Annotated in this window: 18 protein-coding genes; 14 read left to right on the top strand and 4 right to left on the bottom strand. The window is 65.1% G+C overall.

The window, feature by feature from the left end; translation table 11 throughout:
* The 3 genes from ACIQ3B_RS13565 to lpdA form a co-directional block, all read left to right on the top strand.
* Positions 1–1,171: 2-oxo acid dehydrogenase subunit E2 (locus ACIQ3B_RS13565; protein WP_397403427.1), on the top strand; the 1,171-nt coding region annotated here is incomplete at its 5' end.
* 8 nt (positions 1,172–1,179) lie between these two features.
* Positions 1,180–1,659, top strand: coding sequence for a glutathione peroxidase (locus tag ACIQ3B_RS13560; RefSeq protein ID WP_397403425.1), 480 nt, complete (start codon positions 1,180–1,182; stop codon positions 1,657–1,659).
* Positions 1,659–3,050 carry a dihydrolipoyl dehydrogenase gene (gene lpdA / locus ACIQ3B_RS13555; RefSeq protein ID WP_397403423.1) on the top strand — a complete coding sequence of 464 codons (1,392 nt, stop codon included), beginning with the start codon at positions 1,659–1,661 and terminating at the stop codon, positions 3,048–3,050. The genes ACIQ3B_RS13560 and lpdA overlap by 1 nt, the downstream gene beginning before the upstream one ends.
* A 109-nt stretch (positions 3,051–3,159) precedes the next feature.
* On the opposite strand, the gene ACIQ3B_RS13550 is transcribed toward lpdA, so the two are convergent.
* Positions 3,160–4,713, bottom strand: coding sequence for an AMP-binding protein (locus ACIQ3B_RS13550; RefSeq protein WP_397403421.1), 1,554 nt, complete (start codon positions 4,711–4,713; stop codon positions 3,160–3,162).
* A 136-nt stretch (positions 4,714–4,849) separates the two neighbouring features.
* On the opposite strand from ACIQ3B_RS13550, the gene lipA reads away from it, so the two are divergent.
* Together lipA and ACIQ3B_RS13540 are read left to right on the top strand one after the other, a co-directional pair.
* Positions 4,850–5,812 (top strand): lipoyl synthase, encoded by a 963-nt coding sequence (lipA, locus tag ACIQ3B_RS13545; RefSeq protein ID WP_397403419.1) that lies wholly within the window; start codon positions 4,850–4,852, stop codon positions 5,810–5,812.
* On the top strand, positions 5,813–6,271 hold the full coding sequence (locus ACIQ3B_RS13540) for a type II toxin-antitoxin system RatA family toxin (protein WP_397403418.1): 459 nt from the start codon (positions 5,813–5,815) through the stop codon (positions 6,269–6,271).
* Here the strand turns inward: ACIQ3B_RS13540 and ACIQ3B_RS13535 are convergent.
* The gene (locus tag ACIQ3B_RS13535; protein WP_397403416.1) at positions 6,237–7,541 is read right to left on the bottom strand and encodes an APC family permease; all 1,305 of its coding nucleotides are present in this window, start codon (positions 7,539–7,541) and stop codon (positions 6,237–6,239) included. The two genes, ACIQ3B_RS13540 and ACIQ3B_RS13535, sit on opposite strands and share 35 nt — an antisense overlap.
* 9 nt (positions 7,542–7,550) lie before the next feature.
* Positions 7,551–8,042, bottom strand: a complete 492-nt coding sequence (locus tag ACIQ3B_RS13530) for a CinA family protein (protein WP_397403414.1) — start codon at positions 8,040–8,042, stop codon at positions 7,551–7,553.
* An 80-nt stretch (positions 8,043–8,122) separates the two neighbouring features.
* Here ACIQ3B_RS13530 and ACIQ3B_RS13525 point away from each other — a divergent pair, with 80 nt between their 5' ends.
* Positions 8,123–10,408, top strand: coding sequence for a spermidine synthase (locus ACIQ3B_RS13525; RefSeq protein WP_397403412.1), 2,286 nt, complete (start codon positions 8,123–8,125; stop codon positions 10,406–10,408).
* 5 nt (positions 10,409–10,413) lie between these two features.
* On the opposite strand, the gene ACIQ3B_RS13520 is transcribed toward ACIQ3B_RS13525, so the two are convergent.
* Positions 10,414–11,559, bottom strand: coding sequence for a bifunctional 2-C-methyl-D-erythritol 4-phosphate cytidylyltransferase/2-C-methyl-D-erythritol 2,4-cyclodiphosphate synthase (locus ACIQ3B_RS13520; RefSeq protein ID WP_397403410.1), 1,146 nt, complete (start codon positions 11,557–11,559; stop codon positions 10,414–10,416).
* A gap of 90 nt (positions 11,560–11,649) precedes the next feature.
* Here ACIQ3B_RS13520 and dusB point away from each other — a divergent pair, with 90 nt between their 5' ends.
* The 8 genes from dusB (at position 11,650) to hflX (ending at position 21,418) form a co-directional block, all read left to right on the top strand.
* The gene (gene dusB, locus ACIQ3B_RS13515) at positions 11,650–12,657 is read left to right on the top strand and encodes a tRNA dihydrouridine synthase DusB (RefSeq protein WP_397403408.1); all 1,008 of its coding nucleotides are present in this window, start codon (positions 11,650–11,652) and stop codon (positions 12,655–12,657) included.
* Positions 12,654–13,772 (top strand): nitrogen regulation protein NR(II), encoded by a 1,119-nt coding sequence (locus tag ACIQ3B_RS13510; protein WP_397403407.1) that lies wholly within the window; start codon positions 12,654–12,656, stop codon positions 13,770–13,772. The genes dusB and ACIQ3B_RS13510 overlap by 4 nt, the downstream gene beginning before the upstream one ends.
* On the top strand, positions 13,769–15,190 hold the full coding sequence (ntrC, locus tag ACIQ3B_RS13505; RefSeq protein WP_397403405.1) for a nitrogen regulation protein NR(I): 1,422 nt from the start codon (positions 13,769–13,771) through the stop codon (positions 15,188–15,190). Before ACIQ3B_RS13510 ends, ntrC begins: the two co-directional genes overlap by 4 nt.
* A 74-nt stretch (positions 15,191–15,264) precedes the next feature.
* Positions 15,265–17,487 (top strand): ATP-binding protein, encoded by a 2,223-nt coding sequence (locus ACIQ3B_RS13500; RefSeq protein WP_397403403.1) that lies wholly within the window; start codon positions 15,265–15,267, stop codon positions 17,485–17,487.
* Positions 17,488–17,500: 13 nt separating this feature from the next.
* On the top strand, positions 17,501–18,892 hold the full coding sequence (locus tag ACIQ3B_RS13495; protein WP_397403401.1) for a sigma-54-dependent transcriptional regulator: 1,392 nt from the start codon (positions 17,501–17,503) through the stop codon (positions 18,890–18,892).
* A gap of 2 nt (positions 18,893–18,894) precedes the next feature.
* Positions 18,895–19,758, top strand: coding sequence for a D-amino-acid transaminase (locus tag ACIQ3B_RS13490; RefSeq protein WP_397403400.1), 864 nt, complete (start codon positions 18,895–18,897; stop codon positions 19,756–19,758).
* 98 nt (positions 19,759–19,856) lie between these two features.
* Positions 19,857–20,102 carry an RNA chaperone Hfq gene (hfq, locus tag ACIQ3B_RS13485; RefSeq protein WP_397403398.1) on the top strand — a complete coding sequence of 82 codons (246 nt, stop codon included), beginning with the start codon at positions 19,857–19,859 and terminating at the stop codon, positions 20,100–20,102.
* Entirely contained in the window at positions 20,099–21,418 is a 1,320-nt protein-coding gene (hflX, locus tag ACIQ3B_RS13480; RefSeq protein ID WP_397403396.1) for a GTPase HflX, read from the top strand. The genes hfq and hflX overlap by 4 nt, the downstream gene beginning before the upstream one ends.
* The last annotated feature ends 138 nt before the right edge of the window (positions 21,419–21,556 follow it).

The following is a 21,556-nucleotide window of genomic DNA, read 5'->3' as shown; positions in this document are numbered from 1 at the left end:
CATGGAGGTCGAGGCGGTCGATGAGGGCGTCGTGGAGGCGCTACTGGTGGCCGAGGGCGCCGAGGGCGTGAAGGTCAATGCGACCATCGCGCGACTGGCCGGGGAGGCGGGGGCGTCGGAGGTGAAGCCCCCTCAGTCGGCTGCGCCGACAGCTCCCCCAGCGGGGGAGCAACGGGCGTCCAGTTCCTCCCCCAGCGCGCAGCGCGATAGGGGGGAGGTGGCGCAAAGCGCCGGAGGGGGCTCCCCGTTGGAAGCGCGCATCTTCGCTTCGCCGCTGGCCCGCCGGATCGCCGAACAGAAAGGCGTCGACCTGGGGTCTGTGACCGGCTCTGGCCCACATGGCCGGATCATCAAGGCCGATGTCGAGGCCGCCAAACCCGGCCAGGCGAAGGCCGCGGCGCCTTCGGCCGCCACGGCCGCCGCCCCGACACCCGCCGCCCCGCGCCAGGTCCAGAGCCTGGAGCAGATGGGCATCGCACCGGGCAGCTACGACTTGGTCCCGTTGGACGGTATGCGAAAGACCGTCGCCCGGCGGATGACCGACAGCTTCCGCGACGTGCCACACTTCCCGTTGAACGTCGACATCGAGCTGGACGTGCTGCTCGCCGCCCGGACCAAGATCAACGCGATGCTCGAGAAGCAGGGCGTCAAGGTCAGCGTCAACGACATGGTCATCAAGGCCGCCGCCGTTGCGCTCATGCGGGTGCCGGAGGCCAACGCCTCCTACACGCCCGAAGGCATCGCCATGCACCATCACGCCGATATCGCTATGGCCGTTGCTGTACCGGGCGGCCTGATCACCCCGATCATCCGCAGCGCCGAAACCAAGGGCCTGGCGCAGATCGCCACGGAGGCCAGGGACCTCGCCGAGCGGGCGCGGACCAGGAAGCTGAAGCCTGAAGAGTTCCAGGGCGGCACCTTCTCCGTCTCCAACCTGGGCATGTTCGGGATCAAGAGCTTTGCCTCGATCATCAACGAGCCGCAGGGCGCGATCCTGTCGGTGGGCGCCGGCGAGAAGCGGCCTGTGGTACGCGGCAATGAACTGGCCATCGCCACGGTGATGACAGTGACGCTCACCTGCGACCACCGCGTCGTGGATGGCGCGACCGGCGCGCGCTGGCTGGCGGCCTTCAAACCGCTGCTGGAAGATCCTATCACCCTGATCGTGTGAGCATGGCCATGAGCAAGTTCTACGACTTCAGCGCCGAGACCCTGGATGGCAAGCCGGCGCCGCTCAGCGACTACCGGGACAAGGTTGTCCTGATCGTCAACACAGCTAGCAAATGCGGCTTCACGCCCCAGTACGATGGCCTCGAGCTGCTGTGGTCGAAGTACCGGGATCGGGGCCTCGTGGTCCTGGGCTTCCCCTGCAACCAGTTCGGCGCCCAGGAGCCGGGCGACGCCGCCGAGATCGCCAGTTTCTGCTCACTGACCTATGAGGTCGACTTTCCCATGATGCGAAAGATCGACGTGAACGGGCCTGCCGCTCACCCGCTCTATGCGTGGCTGAAGACGCAGAAAAAGGGCGTACTTGGCACATCCGGCATCAAGTGGAACTTCACCAAGTTCCTGATCGACCGCAGCGGCCGGGTCGTGGATCGCTTCGCGCCGACTGTGGAACCCAAGGCGCTCGAGGGCGCGATTGAAAGGCTGCTCTGATGTCTGACGCCTTCGATGTGATCGTCATCGGATCCGGCCCGGGCGGCTATGTGACGGCGATCCGCGCCTCGCAGCTGGGGATGAGCGTCGCGATCGTTGAGCGGACAGAGTTGGGCGGGATCTGTCTGAACTGGGGCTGCATTCCCACCAAGGCGCTGCTCAAATCCGGCGAGATGTATGAGGCGCTGGGTCATCTGGGTGACTATGGCCTGTCGGTGGAGAAGCGATCGTTCGACTTCAGCGCCGTGATCGCGCGCTCACGCAAGGTGGCTGCCCAGTTGAACGCCGGCGTCACCTTCCTGATGAAGAAGCACAAGATCGAGGTGGTCGTCGGCACAGCAAGGCTCGAAAAAGGGCATGGCGCACCCACCGTCGTGGTCGGCGCGCGCAAGCTGACCGCCAGGCATGTGATCCTGGCGACAGGCGCACGGGCAAGGACCATTCCGGCCATCGGGCTGGAGCCGGACGGCGAGCGCATCTGGACCTACCGCGAGGCCCTGGTGCCCAAGGCCGCGCCCAGGACCATGGTGGTCATCGGCTCCGGCGCTATCGGCATGGAATTCGCGAGCTTCTACAGGGCGTTGGGTTCGGACGTTACGGTGATCGAGATGCTGCCGCGCATCCTGCCCGTGGAAGACGAAGAGGTCTCCAAGGCGGCGCAAAAGGCCTTCGAGAAGCGAGGGATCAAGTTCCGGGTCGGCGCGGCGGTGAAGAAACTCGGCAAGACAAAAACCGGTGTAGCTCTGGAAATCGAAGCCGGCGGCAAGGCCGAAACCCTGGAAGCCGACGTCTGCATCGTCGCGGTCGGCATTGTTGGCAATGTCGAGGACATAGGCCTTGAGGCCCTGGGCGTGAAAATCGACCGCACCCACATCGTCACCGATAGCCACGGCGGCACGGGCGAGGCCGGGCTCTACGCCATCGGCGATGTGGCAGGACCGCCGTGGTTGGCGCACAAGGCCAGTCACGAGGGTGTTCACTGTATCGAGCACATCGCCGGCCTGAAGCCGTCGAACCTTACATCCCCGATCCCCGGCTGCACCTACACGAACCCGCAGATCGCCTCGGTGGGCCTTACCGAAGCGCAGGCAAAAGAGCAGGGACTGGAGCCAAAGGTGGGACGCTTCCCCTTCAAGGTGAACGGCAAGGCGATTGCGTCCGGCGAGACCGACGGCTTCGTGAAGACGGTGTTCGACGGCAAGACCGGCGCGCTCATCGGCGCCCACATGATCGGCCACGAGGTCACCGAGATGATCCAGGGCTATGCGCTGGCCATGACCCTGGAAGCCACCGAAGAGGACATCCAGGCCACCGTTTTCCCGCACCCGACCATGAGCGAGGCCATGCACGAGAGTGCGCTGGACGCCTACGGCAAGGTCCTGCACATCTGATTATGGGGTCCAAAAGGCTCCGATCTGAAGGCGCCCGAGCATCCCTTCTCCCACAAGGAGCGAAGGGTTGAGAACCCATCATCGTGGGGGACGGTAGTCCAACACGCCTCTATCCCCTTCGCTGCATCTCGGTATCGACGATCCTCTGCAGGGCCACGTAATCGGTCTTGCCGGTGCCGAGCACAGGAATCTCCTGCACCAGGATGATCTTGCGCGGCACGGCCAGTTCGGGTGCGCCGATGGACTTGGCGTGGGCGATCAGGCTTGAGGCGTCGGCGTCGCGCCGGTCTGTGACCAGGATTAGCCGTTCGCCTTTTTTCGGGTCAGGCAGGGAGACCACGGCATGGCGGCTGTCCGGCCAGACGGCGGACGCCAGATCCTCGGCGGCGGTCAGCGACACCATCTCGCCGCCGATCTTGGCGAAGCGTTTGACGCGACCCATGATCGTGATCCAGTCGTCGTCGGTGATCGAAACGACGTCGCCGGTATCGTGCCAGCCCTCGCTCGGCGGATCGATCCCGCCGTTGGCGTTCAGGTAGCCCGCCATGATGTTCGGGCCCCGCACGAGCAGCTTGCCGCCGCCGGGGATGCCTTCCACAGGCTCCAGCCGGGTTTCCACGCCAGCAACCAGCCGCCCGACGGTGCCGCGCCGGTTATCGGTCGGAATGTTGCAGGCGATGACGGGTGAGGCCTCGGTGGCGCCATAGCCCTCCAGCAACGGGATCGGCCCGAACTTCTCGCGGAACATGTTGTGGGTTTCTTCGCGCACCCGCTCGGCGCCGCAGACGGCGAAGGCCAGGCCGGAAAGTTCGTCAGGCTCGGCGGACCTCGCGTACTGGTTCAGGAAGGTGTCGGTGGCGAAGAGGACATTGGCCTTGGTGTCCTTCACCAGCGGCGGGATCTGCTTGATATGCAGCGGCGAGGGGTACTGGATTGACTTCATGCCGCCTAGGATCGGCAGCAGGGCTCCGGCGGTAAGGCCGAAGCAGTGGAAGATCGGCAGCGGATTGAACCACACCCAGTCGCGGTTCATCGGGAACAGCCCTTCGATCTGGCGCGCATTGGCCACCAGATTGGATTGGGTAAGCACCACGCCGCGCGGCGCGCCAAAGCTGCCGGACGTGAAGAGGATGACCCCGGGATCCGGCGGCGTGGTTGCAGCCCGGAACCGGCTGGGGAACGCTCCGGCCGTGGCGGCGAACAGCTTGTCGGCCAGGCCGACCGTGGCGCGCACGTCTTCGAGATAGACCACCTTGGTCAAGGTCTCGAGCGCGTCGATCAGGTCGTGCAGCTTGCCCTGTTCCACGAACCGGTGGGACGTCAGCACCGTCTTGACGCCGGCCAGTTCACAGGCAGCCTTCAGGTTGCGGATCCCCGCCGTGAAGTTCAGCATCGTCGGGATGCGACCAAACGCATGCAGCGCGAAGAACGTCACAACGCCGCCCGAACTGGACGGCAGCATCACGCCGACCCGTTCACTACGGGCGGTGAATCCGGAAATCTTGCGACCAAGCGCAAACGCCGCCCGGATCAGATCCGTGTAGCTCAGCGGATTGCGTTCCTGATCCTCCAGGATCAGTTTTTTGGCTCCATAGGTCTTCGAAGCCGCGATCAGCGCGTCAAAGACTGTGGACTGCGCCAGGGCGCTGTCGAACGCACGCAAGGGCGTGCCTCCCGCATTGTTGTCGTTGGCCGGGAGCCTATCGGCTGGCGCGCCATGTGGAAAGATCGGTATCGTCGCGTTTGTCCGGACGAAGCCTGTGCTTGATCCGAACGTCGCGAAAGACGATCTAGGGCCCATGGCTGTTGTGATCGACACGCTGAAGGCGCCCCGACCGCGTCACCCCGAGAAGCAGGCGCGGCCGGACACGCCTCTGCTGCGCAAACCGGAATGGTTGCGCGTCCGCGCGCCGGGCTCTGCCGGCTACAACGCCACCCGCGAGATCGTGAAGAGCCACGGGCTGGTGACGGTTTGCGAGGAGGCCGCCTGCCCCAACATCGGCGAGTGCTGGTCCAAGAGCCATGCCACGATGATGATCATGGGCGAGACCTGCACCCGGGCCTGCGCCTTCTGCAATGTCGCGACCGGAAAGCCAGAGCCGCTTGACCCCACCGAGCCCGCGCGTGTGGCCGATGCGGTGGCAAAGATGGGCCTGAAACATGTGGTCATCACCTCGGTGGACCGCGACGACCTGACTGACGGCGGAGCGGCGCACTTCGCCGCCGTGGTGCTGGCGATCCGGGCCGCTGCGCCCGGGACGACCATCGAGATCCTGACGCCGGACTTTCTGCGCAAGCCGGTCGACGGCGTTTTCGGCCTGATCGACGCCCGACCGGACGTGTTCAACCACAATCTGGAGACCGTGCCGCGCCTGTACCTCAGCATCCGCCCGGGCGCCCGGTACTACAACTCACTGCGCCTTCTGGAGCGCGTGAAGGAACGCGACGCCACCCAGTTCACCAAGTCCGGGATCATGGTGGGCCTTGGCGAGGCCAAGGAGGAGGTGATGCAGGTGATGGACGATATGCGTTCCGCCGGCGTCGACTTCATCACCATCGGCCAGTACCTGCAGCCGACACGCAAGCACGCCGCCATCGACAGGTTTGTGCATCCGGACGAATTCCACGCCTATGAGGAAATCGCCCGGGCCAAGGGGTTCCTGATGGTCTCGGCCAGCCCGCTGACCCGCTCCTCGCACCATGCCGGCGAGGACTTCGCCCGGCTGCAGGCCGCGCGTCAGGCCAGGGACTCAGGACGCTAGGTGCGCCACCACGTCTCCAAGGTTTTGCCGTACACGCCTGTGCAACTGCTGGAACTGGTCGGCGACGTCGATCGGTATCCGGAGTTCGTGCCGTGGATAAACGGCATGCGGACCTGGAACGCCCGGGACCTGGGCGAGGGCGTCGATACGCTGGATGCGGAAGCCGGCGTGGGCTTCTCGTTCCTGAAAGAACGGTTCGCGACACGGGTGCGGCGGAACAGGGCCGTCGGGAGCATTGAGGTCAGCCTGCTGTCCGGGCCCTTCCGCAAGCTCGCCAACCGATGGGAGTTCTTCGAGGCCGAAGGTGGTGCCCGGGTCGAGTTCGACATCGATTTCGAGTTCAAGTCACGTTTGCTGGACGGGATGCTGACGGCCAATTTCCATCACGCGGTGGACCGCCTGATGGCCTGTTTCGAGGATCGCGCTAGGACGCTCTACGGCGCGCCATCCAGCGGGTGATCCCGAAGAGGCCAAGACCAATGGCCAGAACCGTCAACAGCGGCGGCAATTCTTTCGTGGCCCCCAATGCCAGCACGCCGGAAAACAGGATCGCTGTGGCCAGGGCGATGGGCCCTGCAGCAGGCAGGCGGAACTGCGGCTGCGGCGCATCAGCGCGGCGGGTCATCCGAAACAGGGCCACGCAACATAGGATATAGGCGACCAGCCGCGTAGCCGTTGCGAACGTCAAGGCGCCGATCAGGTCGCTGAAGATCGCAAAGCCGAAGGACAGTCCGCTGGACACCAGGATCGCAATCCATGGGGTGCGCCAGCGTGCATGAACGCGCGCCAGGACTGCCGGGAGTTGCCCCTGCTCGGAAATGGCCAGCAACATCCGCGGCATGGAGATCAGGATCCCCAGGATCGTCCCTAGGATCACGGCGCCGGCGCCCAGCGACACGGCAAGCGCGCCGAAGGAGCCGAAAAGCTGTCGTCCGGCTTCGGCGAGCGGACGGTCTGTTGCGGCCGGCTCCGCCAAAACGCCCACGCAGATCAACAGCACAGCCGCATAGGCGAAGGTGACGGCCGCAATGCTGCCGATCAGGGCCAGGGGCACATCGCGCTTCGGATCCCGCGATTCGCCAGCCACCACGGAACCGCGCTCGAACCCGGAGTAGGCGAACAGGTAGATGAGGATCGCCTGGGCCAGGGTGGCCGGCGGCGGCGGCGCGTCGGTCACGATCAATCGGTCCGGTTGAACAAAAGCGATGCAGGCCGCCAGAAAGGCCAGCACGAACCCGACTTTCAGGACCACCAGGGTGTTGCTGGCCCCGGCGGAGCGTCGGATTCCGGTCAGCACGATGGTGGACAGGAAAACGCCAAGTCCCGCGATCAGGACCAATCGCGGCCACCCTTCACTGATCTCCGGGACGAAACCGGCGAGATAGCTGACAAGCAGGTTGGACAGCGTCGCGACCGACAGGGCTTGGCTGATCCACAGGAGCCACCCTACCGAAAAGGCCACCGTCGGCGGCAGGGCCTGCCCGGCATAGACATAGGGCCCTCCGGTCGCCGTGAATCGACTACCCAGATCCGCAAAGCATAGGATCAGGGGCATCAGGATAAGGGCGCTGATGCCCAGGATCACAAAGCTCCAGTCGCCTGCCAGTCCGAAAACCTTTGACGGCGCCGCCAGCATGCCCGCGCCCATCATGGCGTTGAGCAACAGTCCGACAAGATCGCGGCGGCGCAGCGCCCGAACGAGATGGGGCGTTTCCGTGGAGGCGGACATCCTCGCCACCTAGACCATGCGGTCCCGCATTGCCTGCAGGGCCGCCTGAACCGCAGCCAGCTGAATCTCCTCGCGCGTTTCCACCTCGAAGAGTTCCTCCTGGTGAATGATCCGCTGGTTGGAGCGGGCCGTGGCGATGTGCACCAGACCGACCGGCTTCATCCGGGTACCGCCGCCCGGACCGGCCACGCCGGTGATCGCGACCGCGATATGGGCGTTTGAGGCCTCCAGCGCGCCCTCCGCCATCATTCGGGCGACGGGTTCGGAAACCGCTCCCAGATCCGCAATCAGGTCGCCGGGCACACCCAGCATTTCCTGCTTGGCGCGGTTGGTGTAGGTGACGAACCCGCGTTCAAAGACGTCAGAGGCGCCCGGGACCGAGCAGATCGCCGCCGCCACCAGACCGCCCGTGCAGCTTTCCGCCGTGACAATCCGGAGCGAACGCTCCCGCGCCTCGTCGATCAGAAGGCGGGCGAGGGTGACAATCTCCAAATTGAACATAGGGGTTAGGTCTCTTTTTACCGGTTGGATCACACCACAGAGCATCGCTCCTCCCTTCCGATCAAGGCGATTCGAGACCCATGACCACGCTTGCGGCCACCGCACCGGCCAGGCCGGCCCCACCTGGGCTGTTCGCGGTGACCATTTTCACCAGTGCTGCGCTCGTATTCCTGGTGCAGCCGATGGTGGCCAAGCTGGTGCTGCCGTTGCTGGGTGGCAGTTCGTCGGTCTGGAACACCAGCATGGCGTTTTTCCAGATCGCCCTGCTGGCGGGATATGCCTATGCCCACGCCCTGCAGCGCGTGACCTCGATCCGCCGGCAGGCGATCATTCACTGCGCTGCGCTGGCGCTGGCCGCCCTGGTTCTCCCGCTGCGGGTGAGCGAACTGGCCGGGCCGCCGTCGTCCGACAATCCCAACCTCTGGCTTCTCACGGTTCTGACCCTTTCGATCGGCGCACCCTTCGCCATCCTGTCGGCCACTGCGCCTCTGGTGCAGGCCTGGTACGCCCGGACAACCGGCGCCCTGGAGGGAAAGGAACCCTACGCCCTCTATGCGGCGAGCAATCTGGGCAGCCTGATCGCGTTGCTGGCCTATCCCGTCGCCGTGGAGCCGGCCCTTACGCTGGTCGGACAAAGGTTCGGCTGGAGTGCGGGCTATGGTCTGTTTGTTGTCCTGATCGCCAGCCTCGGGTTCGCAGTCTCGAGGGTTCGCTCAGCCTCGACGGATGAGGCGCAGGCGACTGTCGGCAAGACCTCCTGGCGCGACCGGCTCGTGTGGATCGCCCTGGCGGCTATCCCGTCCAGCCTGATGCTGGGTGTAACAACCTACATCACCACTGATGTCGCTTCCGCGCCGTTCCTCTGGGTGCTGCCGCTGGCGCTATATCTGATCACCTTCATCGTCGCATTCCAGGACAAGCCCGCGATCTCGCCGGCTCTGACGCTGACGCTACAAGGCGCAGCTCTTGCCGCGTGTGCCGCTCTGCTGCCCTTCCGGAGCACCTTCTTCGGGCTACAGTTGTTCATCCATGTGGCCGCGTTCTTCCTGACGGCGCTGATGTGCCACCAGCGGCTGGTGGCGCGCCGGCCGGAACCGGGGCGATTGACCGAGTTCTACCTTTGCCTCTCGATAGGCGGGGTCGTGGGCGGTGGGTTCAACGCCTTCCTGGCGCCGGTGATGTTCCCGGATGTCTGGGAGTATCCGATCATCCTGGTGCTCGCCTGCCTGGCCAGGCCCTGGGGCAACCTCAATCGAATTCCCATCTGGAACTGGTTGCTACTGATCCTTGGGATCGGCGCGGCGGTAGCCACACCGATCGCGGTGACCTTTGCATCGTCGCAGCTGACCACCGAAACGATCGTGGGCGCTTTCGACCAGTCGGAACTGTTCGACATGGCCATGAAAGGCCTGCTGGCCCTGGCGGTCATCTCGGCCCTCCTGGTCAGGCGACAGGCGCTGTTCTTCTTTGCGATCATTGCGGTGCTGTCCTACGCCGCCGAGACAGCTGCGGATCGAACCGACACGCGCCAGAGCTGGCGAAGCTTCTTCGGGGTGCTGAAGCTCTCCCAGACCCAGGTTCCCAGCCTGGGCGGGACGGTCAAGATGCTGGCCCATGGCACAACCCTGCACGGCGCCCAGGCGCAAAGACCCGAGTATCGCTGTCGACCGCTGGCCTACTACACCCCGCGGACGCCAATCGGACAGGTGTTCACCGCCATGGCGGCGGTGCGGCCCAATCTGCGGATCGGTGCTGTAGGCCTGGGAACCGGATCCGTGGCGGCCTACGTGCGGCCCGGCGACCGGCTGACGTTCTTCGAGATCGATCCACTGGTGGTCAAGGTCGCCAGCGACCCCGCAAATTTCAGCTACACGAGCGAATGCGCGAAAGCCCCGGTCGATTACGTCATCGGCGACGCGCGACTGACGGTCGCAAAACAGCCGGCGGGGTCGTTTGATATCCTTTTGATCGACGCGTTCTCGTCAGACGCGGTGCCGGCGCATTTGCTGACGGTGGAGGCGGTAAGGGGGTACCTGACCAAGCTGAAGCCTGACGGTATCCTGATCCTTCATCTTTCGAACCGGAACCTCGACCTGCTGGGGCCGGCGCAGTCGGTCACCCGCAAGGCAGGCGGATGGGCGCTGGTTCAGGAGTATCGGCCGGACAAGGATCCGATGGGCACATGGGAGTTGCCGGAAGACGCAGTGATCGCCGCAAACAGCCATCAGGCTCTGGCCCGGTTCGCCGCCGACAACCGCTGGCGACAGGCCAATCCGTTCCTGGTGCGCCCCTGGACGGATGACTACACCAATCTCGCGGGATCCATATACGCGAACCTGAAAGCGCGGTGGCTCTGGTTGCCCTGAGCGGATCAGGCTGGTGTTTCCACCAGAACAACCGCCTGCGCCATCAGGCCTTCCTGCCGTCCGGTGAAGCCCATGCCCTCGGTCGTGGTGGCCTTGACGCTGATCTGGCCGGTCTGAAGGCCGGTGATCTCGGCGATCCGGGCCCGCATGGTGTTACGATGCGGTCCGATCTTCGGGCGCTCGCAGACCAGGGTGAGGTCAATGTTCACGACCCGCCCGCCCTGGTCGGCCACCAGCTTCATGGCATGGGCCAGAAAGCGATCCGATGAGGCGCCTTTCCATTGTGGATCGGACGGCGGGAAGTGCTGGCCGATGTCGCCCTGCGCGATGGCGCCCAGGATGGCGTCGGTGAGCGCATGCAGCGCACAGTCGGCGTCGGAGTGGCCAATGAGACCCTGATCGTGGGGGATTCGCACCCCGCAGAGCCAGACGGCGTCGCCGGGGCCGAAGCGATGGGCGTCAACGCCCTGACCGATGCGGGTGACGCGCTGCGCCCCTGCGAGGTGTTCGGCCATCAGGAAGTCCTCCGGATAGGTCAGTTTCATCAGCATGGGATCACCCGCGACCATGGCGATCCGTCCGCCGACCCGCTCAAGGACCGATGCATCGTCAGTAGGCTCCAGGTCCGCCGGCCAGGCATCATAGGCGGCTTCCAGCGCCGCGCGCCGGAAGGCCTGGGGTGTCTGGGCTCGCCACAGGCCATCGCGAGGCACGGTCTGCGTCACTTCGCCATTGCCGCGTTTCAGGGTGTCGGGAACCGGAAGGCTCGGGATGGCGCCGTCGCGGTCCGACAGAGCGGCGATCAGGCGTTCGACGTGAGCCCGGGTCACGAACGGACGCGCCGCATCATGGATCAGAACCACATCGTCCGGATGGGGGGGCAGAGCAGCCAGGCCCGCACGAACCGAGGCGGCGCGGGTTGATCCGCCGGCAACGGCGCGCCAACCCGAAAGTGTGTTCAATGCCACGTCCGCCGTGGCCAGCCGATCCGCTGCAACCACCACCACGATCTCCCGGGCGCCGGCGGCCAGAAGAGCCTCAACCGACCAGCGCAGGATCGGCCTGCCTGACAGATGGCGCCAGGCTTTGGGATCGCCGGGGCCGGCGCGCAGGCCGTCGCCGGCGGCGACAATGACAGCGGAGAAGGTCATGAGAGGGTCTTAGGCAAGCCTGATCGATTGTTCCAGCTTTACGCGGCTGATGCATTTGCCTAAAAAGGTGGCGGTAGGGGTGACTAGTAAATGGGCAGTACGCTCAAACTGGGAAGTGTCGAGGTCGGGGGGCGGGTGTGGATCGCACCCATGACCGGGGTTTCTGACCTCCCGTTCCGCCGCGCGGCCAGCCGACTCGGCGCAACCTATGTGGCGACCGAGATGGTCGCTTGCGCCGAATTCTCGAAGGGTCGACCGGACGTTGTGCGCCGTGCGGCCGTGGGCGAGGGGCTGCCGTTGATGGTAGTCCAGCTTGTGGGCCGCCGGCCCGACCACATTGCCGAAGGCGCGCGCCTCGCGGTCGCCGCCGGCGCGCAGATCATCGATCTCAACTTCGGATGCCCGGCCAAGGAGGTCACGGGTGTCATGGCCGGCTCGGCGCTGATGCGGGAACCCGACCTGGCGATAGAACTGATGATTGCCGCGGTGGAAGCGGTGAATGTGCCGGTGACGGTCAAGATGCGCCTGGGCTGGGACGATACGTCCCGCAATGCGCCGGAGTTGGCTGCGCGGGCAGAGGCCGTCGGTGTCCGCGCCGTGACAGTGCACGGCCGAACCCGGTGCCAGTTCTACAAGGGTGCAGCCGATTGGGCGGCGGTTCGCCCGGTCAAGGACGCCGTCTCGATCCCGGTGATCGTGAATGGCGACATTGTCGATGGCGCCAGTGCCTACGCCGCACTTGAGGCCTCGGGCGCCGACGGCGTGATGATCGGGCGCGGAGTTTACGGTCGCCCCTGGGTGGCCACGCAGATCGAGGCAATGCTGGACGGGCGGCCCTTTGCAGAACCTGACCCTGAGGTCCGCTTGACCATCGCCATCGATCACCTTCGGGACAGCCTGAACTTCTACGGCGAGCGCCTGGGCCTGCGGATTTTTCGCAAACACCTCGCCGCCTACATCGAAAACGCCCCATGGCCTGCCGATGCGCAGGCCAGAAGAGAAGCGCGCTCGACTCTCTGTCGTCTGGAGGACGCCAAGCTCGTCGAGCAGGGGCTAACCCGCCTCTGGGGATCTCCGGAGAACAGGCTGGCGGCATGAGTGGCAGGACAAGACTTCAATCCGTTGGCGTGGACATGGACGCGTTGAAAGCGGCGGCCTTCGAGCTGAGCCCTGACCCGGCTCTGGTCGTGGATGCGGCGGGCTCGTTGGTTGCGGTGAATGAAGCGGCGGAATCCCTGTTCGGTCAGGGTCTCGCTTTGCTCGCGCGTGGCCGGTTCCGCGCCGCGTTGCCGCATGGCTCGGCTTTGGTTTCGCTCCTGAACCGGGCCATTGAGGAAGATGGGCGGGTCCGGCAGCGGGGCATCCAGATCAGCCTGTTCGGTCTGCCGCCGTTCGAGGCGGACGGCGCCGCCGCCCCGCTTGGCGATGGATCAGTGCTGCTGACCCTCAGCGTCAGGAACGGGCTCGGCAACGAGCGCAACGCGCACGAGGCGGCGGGACTACGATCTCTTGTCGGCCTGGGGCGCATGCTGGCCCACGAGATCAAGAACCCCCTCGCCGGTATCAGGGGCGCGGCCCAGCTTCTGAAGAGCGGCGCCAAGGCCGAAGATGTTCCGCTGGCGCAACTCATCGTCGAGGAAACCGACCGGGTGCGCCGGCTGGTAGACCGGATGGAGGCGTTCTCTGACGACGCCCTGCCGACCCTCACGCCGATCAATATTCACCAGATTCTGGATCGAGTGCGCGCCCTGGCCAGCAACGGCTTCGCCGAAGGTCTGGGCTTGAGGGAGATGTATGATCCCTCGCTGCCTCCAGTGCCTGGGGATGAGGATCAGCTCATCCAGATCTTCCTGAACCTTGTGAAGAACGCCGCCGAGGCCGCGAACTCCCGGAACGACGGGCGCGGTGAGGTTTCGATTCACACCGCCTATCGTCACGGCGTGCGGGTGCGCGCAGCGAAAGGGCAGGCGCTGCGAGGCGCGCCGCTTGAGGTCCGGATACAGGACAATGGGCCGGGCGTGCCGGATCATATCCGCGAGAGCCTGTTCCAGCCCTTCGTCACATCCAAGACCAACGGCGCCGGCCTGGGGCTGGCGCTGGTCGCCAAACTGGTCGCCGGTCACGGCGGTCTGATCGATTTCGAGTCCGAACCCGGTCGCACGGTCTTTCGTGTGTTGTTGCCGATCGCGGCTCCTGAGGATGCCATCTCATGAATACCGCTACCAAGAAGATCCTCATCGCCGACGATGATGCATCGATCCGGCTGGTGCTCAGTCAGGCCTTCACCCGTCTGGGCTATCAGGTCCGCGCCACCGGCAACGCCACCACATTGCTCAAGTGGGTGACCGACGGGGAAGGCGATCTGGTGATCACCGACGTGGTGATGCCGGACGAAAACGTCTTTGATGTGCTGCCCCGGATCAAGAAACAGCGGCCAAAACTGCCGATCATCGTCATGAGCGCCCAGAACAGCCTGATCACGGCGGTGAATGCAGCCGAGGTTGGGGCGTTCGAGTATATCCCCAAGCCGTTTGACCTGGATGACATGACGTCTGCCGCCCGCCGGGCGCTGTCTCGACCCGCGGATGCAGAAGCCGCCAAGGCCCAGGCGCGGGCCGTACGCGATGACCGCCTGCCGCTTATCGGGCGTTCTGCCCCCATGCAGGAGGTCTATCGCACCGTGGCCCGTCTGGTCGGGGCCGACCTCACCGTTCTGATCACGGGCGAGTCCGGCACCGGCAAGGAGCTGGTGGCGCGCGCGCTACATGACATGGGTCGCCGTCGCGACGGCAAGTTCGTGGTGATCAACCTCGCAGCCACGCCACGCGAGCGGGTCGAGACAGAGCTCTTCGGCAAGGATGAAACCGACCAGGGCAAACTGGTCGATGCAGACGGCGGCACCCTGTTCCTGGACGAGATTGGAGACATGCCGCTCGACGCCCAGACCCGATTGTTGCGGGTCATCGACGGGTCGGAGCCCACGGTAAATCCCAAGACGGGTCGCCGTCCGAATGTGCGGATCATCGCGGCCACGAACCGGGATCTACGAGCATTGATCCAGCAGGGCCTGTTCCGGGAGGACCTCTTCTTCCGCCTGAACGTGGCGCCCTTGCGCATTCCGCCGCTCAAGGACCGGTCAGAGGATATTCCGGATCTGGCGCGCGCCTTCCTGCTTCGCGCCAATCGAGAAGGCCTACCGGCCAAGACTATCGACTCGGGCGCGCTCGACCGGCTGAAGCGCCACAACTGGCCGGGCAATGTGCGTGAACTCGAGAACCTCGTGCGGCGGGTCTGCGCGCTCTATGGCGAAGACCTTATCACTGCGCGGATCATCGAGAAGGAACTGGCGGACCAGCAACCGGTGATCCACGGCCAGGACGGCCCGGCAACGCTCTCCCAACTTGTGGAGCAGAAACTGGCGGCCTATTTCGCCGATCAGCCGGACGGCATCCCGCCGGTGGGGCTGTATGACCGGGTGCTGGAGGAGATGGAGCGACCTTTGATCCAGCTGACCTTGACGGCGACACGCGGCAACCAGGTCCGGGCTGCAGAAATACTCGGGCTCAACCGCAACACCCTGCGCAAGAAGATACAGGATCTTGGCGTCGAAATGGCTCGAGGGCGCCGCTGAAACCACACTCGTTGGATGTGTAATCCAGCCACATAGTTGTTGATTCCAAACCACAGGGGCCTAGACTCGGGTCAATGGCGCCCCTTGCCCATCTTGTCTTGAATCACCCGGCCCTGGGTCGGATCTGGACCGTGCTGCAGTCCCGGCTGGTGCTTGGGATCGGCTACGGCGTGGCGGCCGCGCTGACCAGCCTGGCTATTGTTCTGGCAGCCTACCCGCCCACCGAGGGACCAATCGGACCGATCAGCCGCGTGATCCTGGCGGTGCTGGTTCTGAACATGGTCCTGATCCTGGGCCTGATGACCGTCATGGCCCTGCGGATCGTGGCGCTCATTCGCGTCCGGTCCGATGACGCCGGCGCGCGGCTTCACCTGCGGTTCGTGCAGTTGTTTTCGGCCGCGGCCCTGGTTCCGGCCCTGGTTATCGCGGTGTTCTATGGCGCAGTCGTCAATCAAGGCGTGGAAAAACTGTTCAGCGAGCGGGTTCAGACGGTGGTCGAGAACTCGGCTACGGTGTTCCGGTCCTACGTGGCCGAACAAACGAGTTACATCTTCGACCATGTGACCGAGGGCATGGCCACGGACCTCAATCGCGAGGCCGGCGCAATGCAGGCCAAACCCGACGCCGCCAGTGATTATCTTTCGGCGCTGGCCTCGTATCACGGTTTTCCGGCGGCCTATCTGATCAATGGCAAGGGCCAGATCGTCACCCGGGCCGATAGCGCCGGCGCGCCGCCCTTTCTGGCGCCTCCGCCCGAGGCGTTCAGCGGGGCTGACAAGGGCGATCTGTTCATCGTCAATCCGCCGGGATCGGACGTCATGCGCGGGCTCTATCGTCTGATCGCATTCTCGGACGTCTATCTCTATGTCTCGAGGCCGCTTCAGCCGGGCATCACCTCGCGTCTTCGCGACGCGGAGGGGTCCCTGATTTCCTATCGGGACATCGCCCAGAACCGGAAGAAGATCCAGATGATCTTCACCGTCAGCTACATCGAGACAGCGCTGCTTCTGCTGGTCGGCGCCGTCTGGCTGGGGCTTGGCGCTGCTGCGACGATATCAGCCCCGGTGGCGCGTCTGGTGCAGGCGGCGGGCCGCGTTGCCAAGGGCGATCTCAGCGCGCGGGTCGACGCAGAAGCCGACCCCGACGAGATCGCGGTCTTGTCACGCGCTTTCAATAGCATGACCCATGATCTTCAGGCGCAACAGGAGGCGTTGCGTCGGGCCGGGGAGGAAGCCGAGGAGCGGCGCCAGTTCATCGAAACGGTACTGGCGGAGGTCAGTGCAGGCGTGATTGGTCTGGATCCTGACGGTCGGATCTCGGTGGCCAACCGACAGGCCGCCATCCTGCTGGCGCTGCCGGGTGATCATGGCCGTGGCCGTCGGCTGGCCGAGGCTGTGCCGGAATTCGCCGAACTCGCCGCTGCCGGACGATCTGGCGAGGCCGAAGGTGAGATCGACGTGGCGCGCGGGCGGGATTCGCGACGGCTTCGGGTGCGCGCCAGCCATAGCGAGGGGGGTCTGGTGTTGACCTTCGACGACGTGACCCGCCTGGTCGCCGCCCAGCGCAACGCGGCCTGGCGTGATGTGGCCCGAAGGATCGCCCACGAGATCAAGAATCCCCTGACCCCCATCCAGCTCTCGGCCGAGCGCCTGCGCCGCAAGTTCCGGCAGAACATCGCCCCGGCGGATCTGGAAACCTTTGATCGATGCACGGACACCATCGTTAGGCAGGTCGGCGATATCGGACGCATGGTGGATGAATTCTCGTCCTTCGCCCGTATGCCGGCGCCGCGGTTCGAGCGGCTGGATGCCACAGAAATGCTGCGCGCTGCGGTCTTCGCCCAACGGGTGGCCAGCCCGGACCTCACCGTGGAACTGCAGGAACCGGCGCCTGAAGTATCACTGTTCATAGACGGGCGAATGATCGGTCAGGCACTGACCAATGTGCTCAAGAACGCCGCCGAAGCCGTAGAGGCGCGCCGCTCGGGGGTCTCGCACCTCAAGGGCCGCATCACAGCGCGACTGCTGGTCGAGGACGGCGCCGTCGTTATCGAGGTCGAGGACAATGGTGTGGGCCTGCCAACCAAGGACCGGGATCGTTTGACCGAGCCCTACGTGACGACCCGCGAGAAGGGGACCGGCCTGGGTCTGGCGATCGTCAAGCGCATCCTTGAGGATCACGGCGGTGATCTGGAACTGACTGACGCGCGTTCGGGGCAGGGCGCTATGGCGATCCTTCGATTGCCAGTTACCCGGTCCGCACGCATCGAAGATACGCTGCGGACCGTATCCGCATGATGAGGAACACCTGATGGCGGCTGACGTTCTGGTAGTCGACGACGAAGCGGATATTCGCGATCTCGTCGCGGGAATCCTGACCGACGAAGGCTATGATGTCCGAACGGCGAGTGACTCCGAGAGTGCGCTGGCGGCCATCCGCGCCCGCAAGCCCTCCTTGCTGATCCTCGACATCTGGATGGCCGGCGGCGGGATTGACGGCCTTGAACTGCTGGATCTCGTCCGAGCGCTGGACGCCGACCTGCCGGTGATCATGATTTCCGGCCACGGCAACATCGAGACCGCCGTCAGCGCCATAAAGCGGGGCGCCTATGAGTTCCTGGAAAAGCCATTCAAGTCGGACCGGCTGCTACTCGTGGTGGAACGCGCGCTCGAGACCACCAGCCTGCGCCGTGAGAACCGCCGTCTCCGCACCCAGGCGATTACGCCCGGGGGACTGATCGGCCGCTCTGTGGCTTCACAGCAATTGCGCCAGATGATCGGTAAGCTGGCCGGCGCCAACAGCCGGGTCTTGATCTCGGGACCGGCGGGTTCCGGCAAGGAAACCGTCGCCAGGCTCATCCACGGGGCCAGCCCCCGCTCTCGCAATGAGTTCGTCCCCATCAGCGCGGCCGGCATGACCCCGGAGCGGATGGATGTCGAGCTCTTCGGCGAGGAAGGCACTGCCAATCGCACGGCCAAGATCGGGGTGTTCGAACGCGCTCACGGCGGTACGCTCTATCTGGACGAAGCCGCCGATATGCCGCGCGAGACACAGGGCCGGATCCTGCGGGTTCTGGTCGAGCAGCGGTTCCGCAGGGTGGGGGGCGATGCCGACGTTCAGGTCGATGTCCGGGTGATTTCGTCCACCTCGAAAGACCTTCGCGCCGAGATTGCGGCGGGACGGTTCCGTGAAGACCTGTTTCATCGGCTGAATGTCGTCCCCGTCAATGTGCCCGGGCTCAGTGAACGCCGCGAGGACATCCCGGAACTGATCGAAAACTTCATCGACCGGATTTGCGAAGCTTCCGGAATGCCGCGCCGTCGCCTGTCGGATGATGCGCTGGCCATGCTGCAGGTCCGCGCCTGGCCGGGGAATCTTCGGCAATTGCGGAACAATGTGGAGCGGATGCTGATCCTGGCATCCGGCGCACCCTCGGATCCGATTACGGCCGACATGCTGCCGCAGGAAGCCTCGGTGCAGGACAGCTCATCCTCCCTCGGGGCCGAGCGGATCATCGCCCTGCCTTTGCGGGAAGCCCGGGAGGTGTTTGAACGCGATTATCTCACCGCCCAGATGCTGCGGTTCTCGGGCAATATCTCCCGGACCGCCGGATTCATCGGGATGGAGCGCTCGGCCCTGCACCGCAAGCTGAAGTCCCTGGGATTGTCGGGCGGTCGCGGCCTTGATGTCGAGGAGAACTGAGCATGTCACGCATCGCCTATGTGAACGGTCGCTTCGTGGCGAAGACCGTCGCCGTCGTGCATATCGAGGATCGCGGCTATCAGTTCGCTGACGCTGTCTATGAGGTCTGGGCGCTGTTCGGCGGCAAGCTGAGCGATCCGGAGGGGCATTTCGCCCGCCTGGAGCGCAGCCTTGGCGAGCTTCGGATCCCCATGCCGATGAGCCGCAAGGCGCTCACCGTTGTGCTGAAGGAAACCGTCCGCCGTAACCGGGTGAGTGAAGGCCTGGTCTATCTCCAGGTCAGCCGCGGCGTCGCCCCGCGCGATCACGCTTTCCCGGCCGCTGATACGCCGCCGGCCATAGTGATCACGGTCAGCCGCGTGGATCGCGAGGCCTCCGAGGCGCGGGCGAGCAAGGGTGTCGCCGTCGTCACTACGCCGGAGAACCGTTGGGGTCGGTGCGACATCAAGACCGTCGGCCTGCTTCCCAACGCCATGGCCAAACAGAAGGCCCGCGAGGTCGGCGCGGTCGAAGCCTGGTTCGTGGATGACCTGGGTCTGGTCACGGAGGGCGCGTCCTCCAACGCCTGGATCGTGGATCGCGACGGCGCCCTGCGCACGCGGGACACCAACGCCAACATCCTGCGAGGCGTGACCCGGCTGTCATTGTTAGATGTGGCGCGCCAGGCCGGACTGAAAGTCGAGGAGCGCCCGTTCTCGCCACAGGAAGCGCTCGACGCGCAGGAAGCCTTCATCACCGGCGCGGGAACCCTGGTGCTGCCTGTCGTGTTGATGGACGGCAAGCCCATCGGCTCGGGAAAGCCCGGACCGGTGGCGGCGAGGCTGCGGGCGCTCTATATCGAGCATGCGAAGGCAACTGCGGTCTGAACGACCGCGAGCGATTGCAACCGTCGCAAATTGCGGCATAGCGTGAACTTGTGTGTGGGCGGATTTGCCGCCCGATCAAAAGAAGAGGCGGAAAGCCAATGAGCGAGAAGAAACAAAACCTGCAGGACACGTTCCTCAACAGCGTGCGCAAGACCAAGACCCCCCTGACCATTTTCCTGGTGAACGGCGTCAAGCTTCAGGGCGTGGTCAGCTGGTTCGACAATTTCTGCGTCCTGCTTCGCCGGGACGGCCAGTCGCAACTGGTTTACAAGCACGCCATCTCCACCATCATGCCGTCGCAACCCGTGCAGCTGTACGAGCCGGCGGACGACGAGGTCGATTGAGCACTTCAAAATCTGTAGACCGTGAGGCGCCCGTCCAGGGCGCCCTCGTCATCTATCCTGATCGGGAGGGGCGCGGAGACGCGCGCCTGCCGGCGGCCCGGCTGGAAGAAGCCGCGGGCCTGGCCCTGGCGCTTGACCTGGAGGTCCGCGAGACCCTGGCCGTCAACCTGCGCAAGCTGACCCCGGCCACCCTGTTCGGCAAGGGCAAGGTCGAGGAGATCGCCGCCCTCGTCGAGGACCTCGACTGCGACGTCGTGATCATCGATGACGCCCTGACGCCCGTGCAGCAGCGCAATCTGGAAAAGGCCTGGCAGGCCAAGGTGATGGACCGCACGGGCCTGATCCTCGAGATCTTCGCCCGCCGCGCGCGCACCCGTGAAGGCCGCCTGCAGGTGGAACTGGCGCGGCTGAGCTACGAGAAATCACGACTGGTCCGCACCTGGACCCACCTGGAACGCCAGCGCGGCGGTTTCGGGGTCATGGGCGGCCCGGGCGAAACCCAGATCGAAACCGACCGTCGCCTGATCGCCGAGAAGATCCGCAAGCTGAAGCTGGAACTGGTGGAGGTGCGACGCACCCGCACCCTGCAGCGCTCGGCGCGCAAGCGGGTGCCGTTCCCGACGGTGGCGCTGGTGGGCTATACCAACGCCGGCAAATCCACCCTGTTCAACCGCCTGACGGACGCACACGTGGTGGCCGAGGACATGCTCTTCGCCACCCTCGACCCCACCCTGCGCACCCTGAAACTGCCGGATGGTCGCCCCGCCATCCTGTCGGACACCGTGGGCTTCATTTCCGACCTGCCGCACGAACTGGTGGAGGCGTTCCGCGCCACGCTGGAAGAGGTCAGGGAGGCCGATGTGGTCCTGCACGTCCGCGATATCGCCAGCGAGGAGAGCGCCGCCCAGGCGCAGGACGTGCGCACCGTACTGGGCCGCCTCGGCGTCGACATGGAAGCCCGCGCCATCCTCGAGGTGTGGAACAAGGCCGACCTGGTTCCCGCCGACCGGCAGGCAGATCTGGCCCATGACGCGCGCCGGGCCAATCCAGCCGCGGTGCTGGTGTCTGCCGTAACGGGGCAGGGGTGCGAGGCGCTTTTGTCCGTCGTGGCCGGACTGGTTGATGAGGCGCCGCCCATCGACATCTACGCCCCGGTGGGAGAGGGGGCTGCGATCGCCTGGCTCTACCGCAATGGCCGGGTTCTGGAACGCGTGGACGGCAAGGACGGATCGGTTCGGCTGGCGGTCAGCCTGTCACCCCAGGCCATGGGCCAGTTCGAGCAGATGTATCCGCGTGCGGAGATGCGCGCGCACTGATCCACACCTGCCGTGATGGCATGTTACCGTGCGGCTAGAGCGTCGTGCCTGAATCGGGAATCGAAGGATTCCCAAATCTGACGAAGCGTGATTCACCGTGGATGGAGGTGGATCATGGGCAAGAGCTATTCGATGGAC

Origin of the sequence: Phenylobacterium sp. (assembly GCF_044358365.1) — a bacterium.
Taxonomy (GTDB): Bacteria; Pseudomonadota; Alphaproteobacteria; order Caulobacterales; family Caulobacteraceae; genus Phenylobacterium.
The sequence above is the reverse complement of the archived record's forward strand: the minus strand, read 5'-3'. Positions and strand labels throughout refer to the sequence as shown.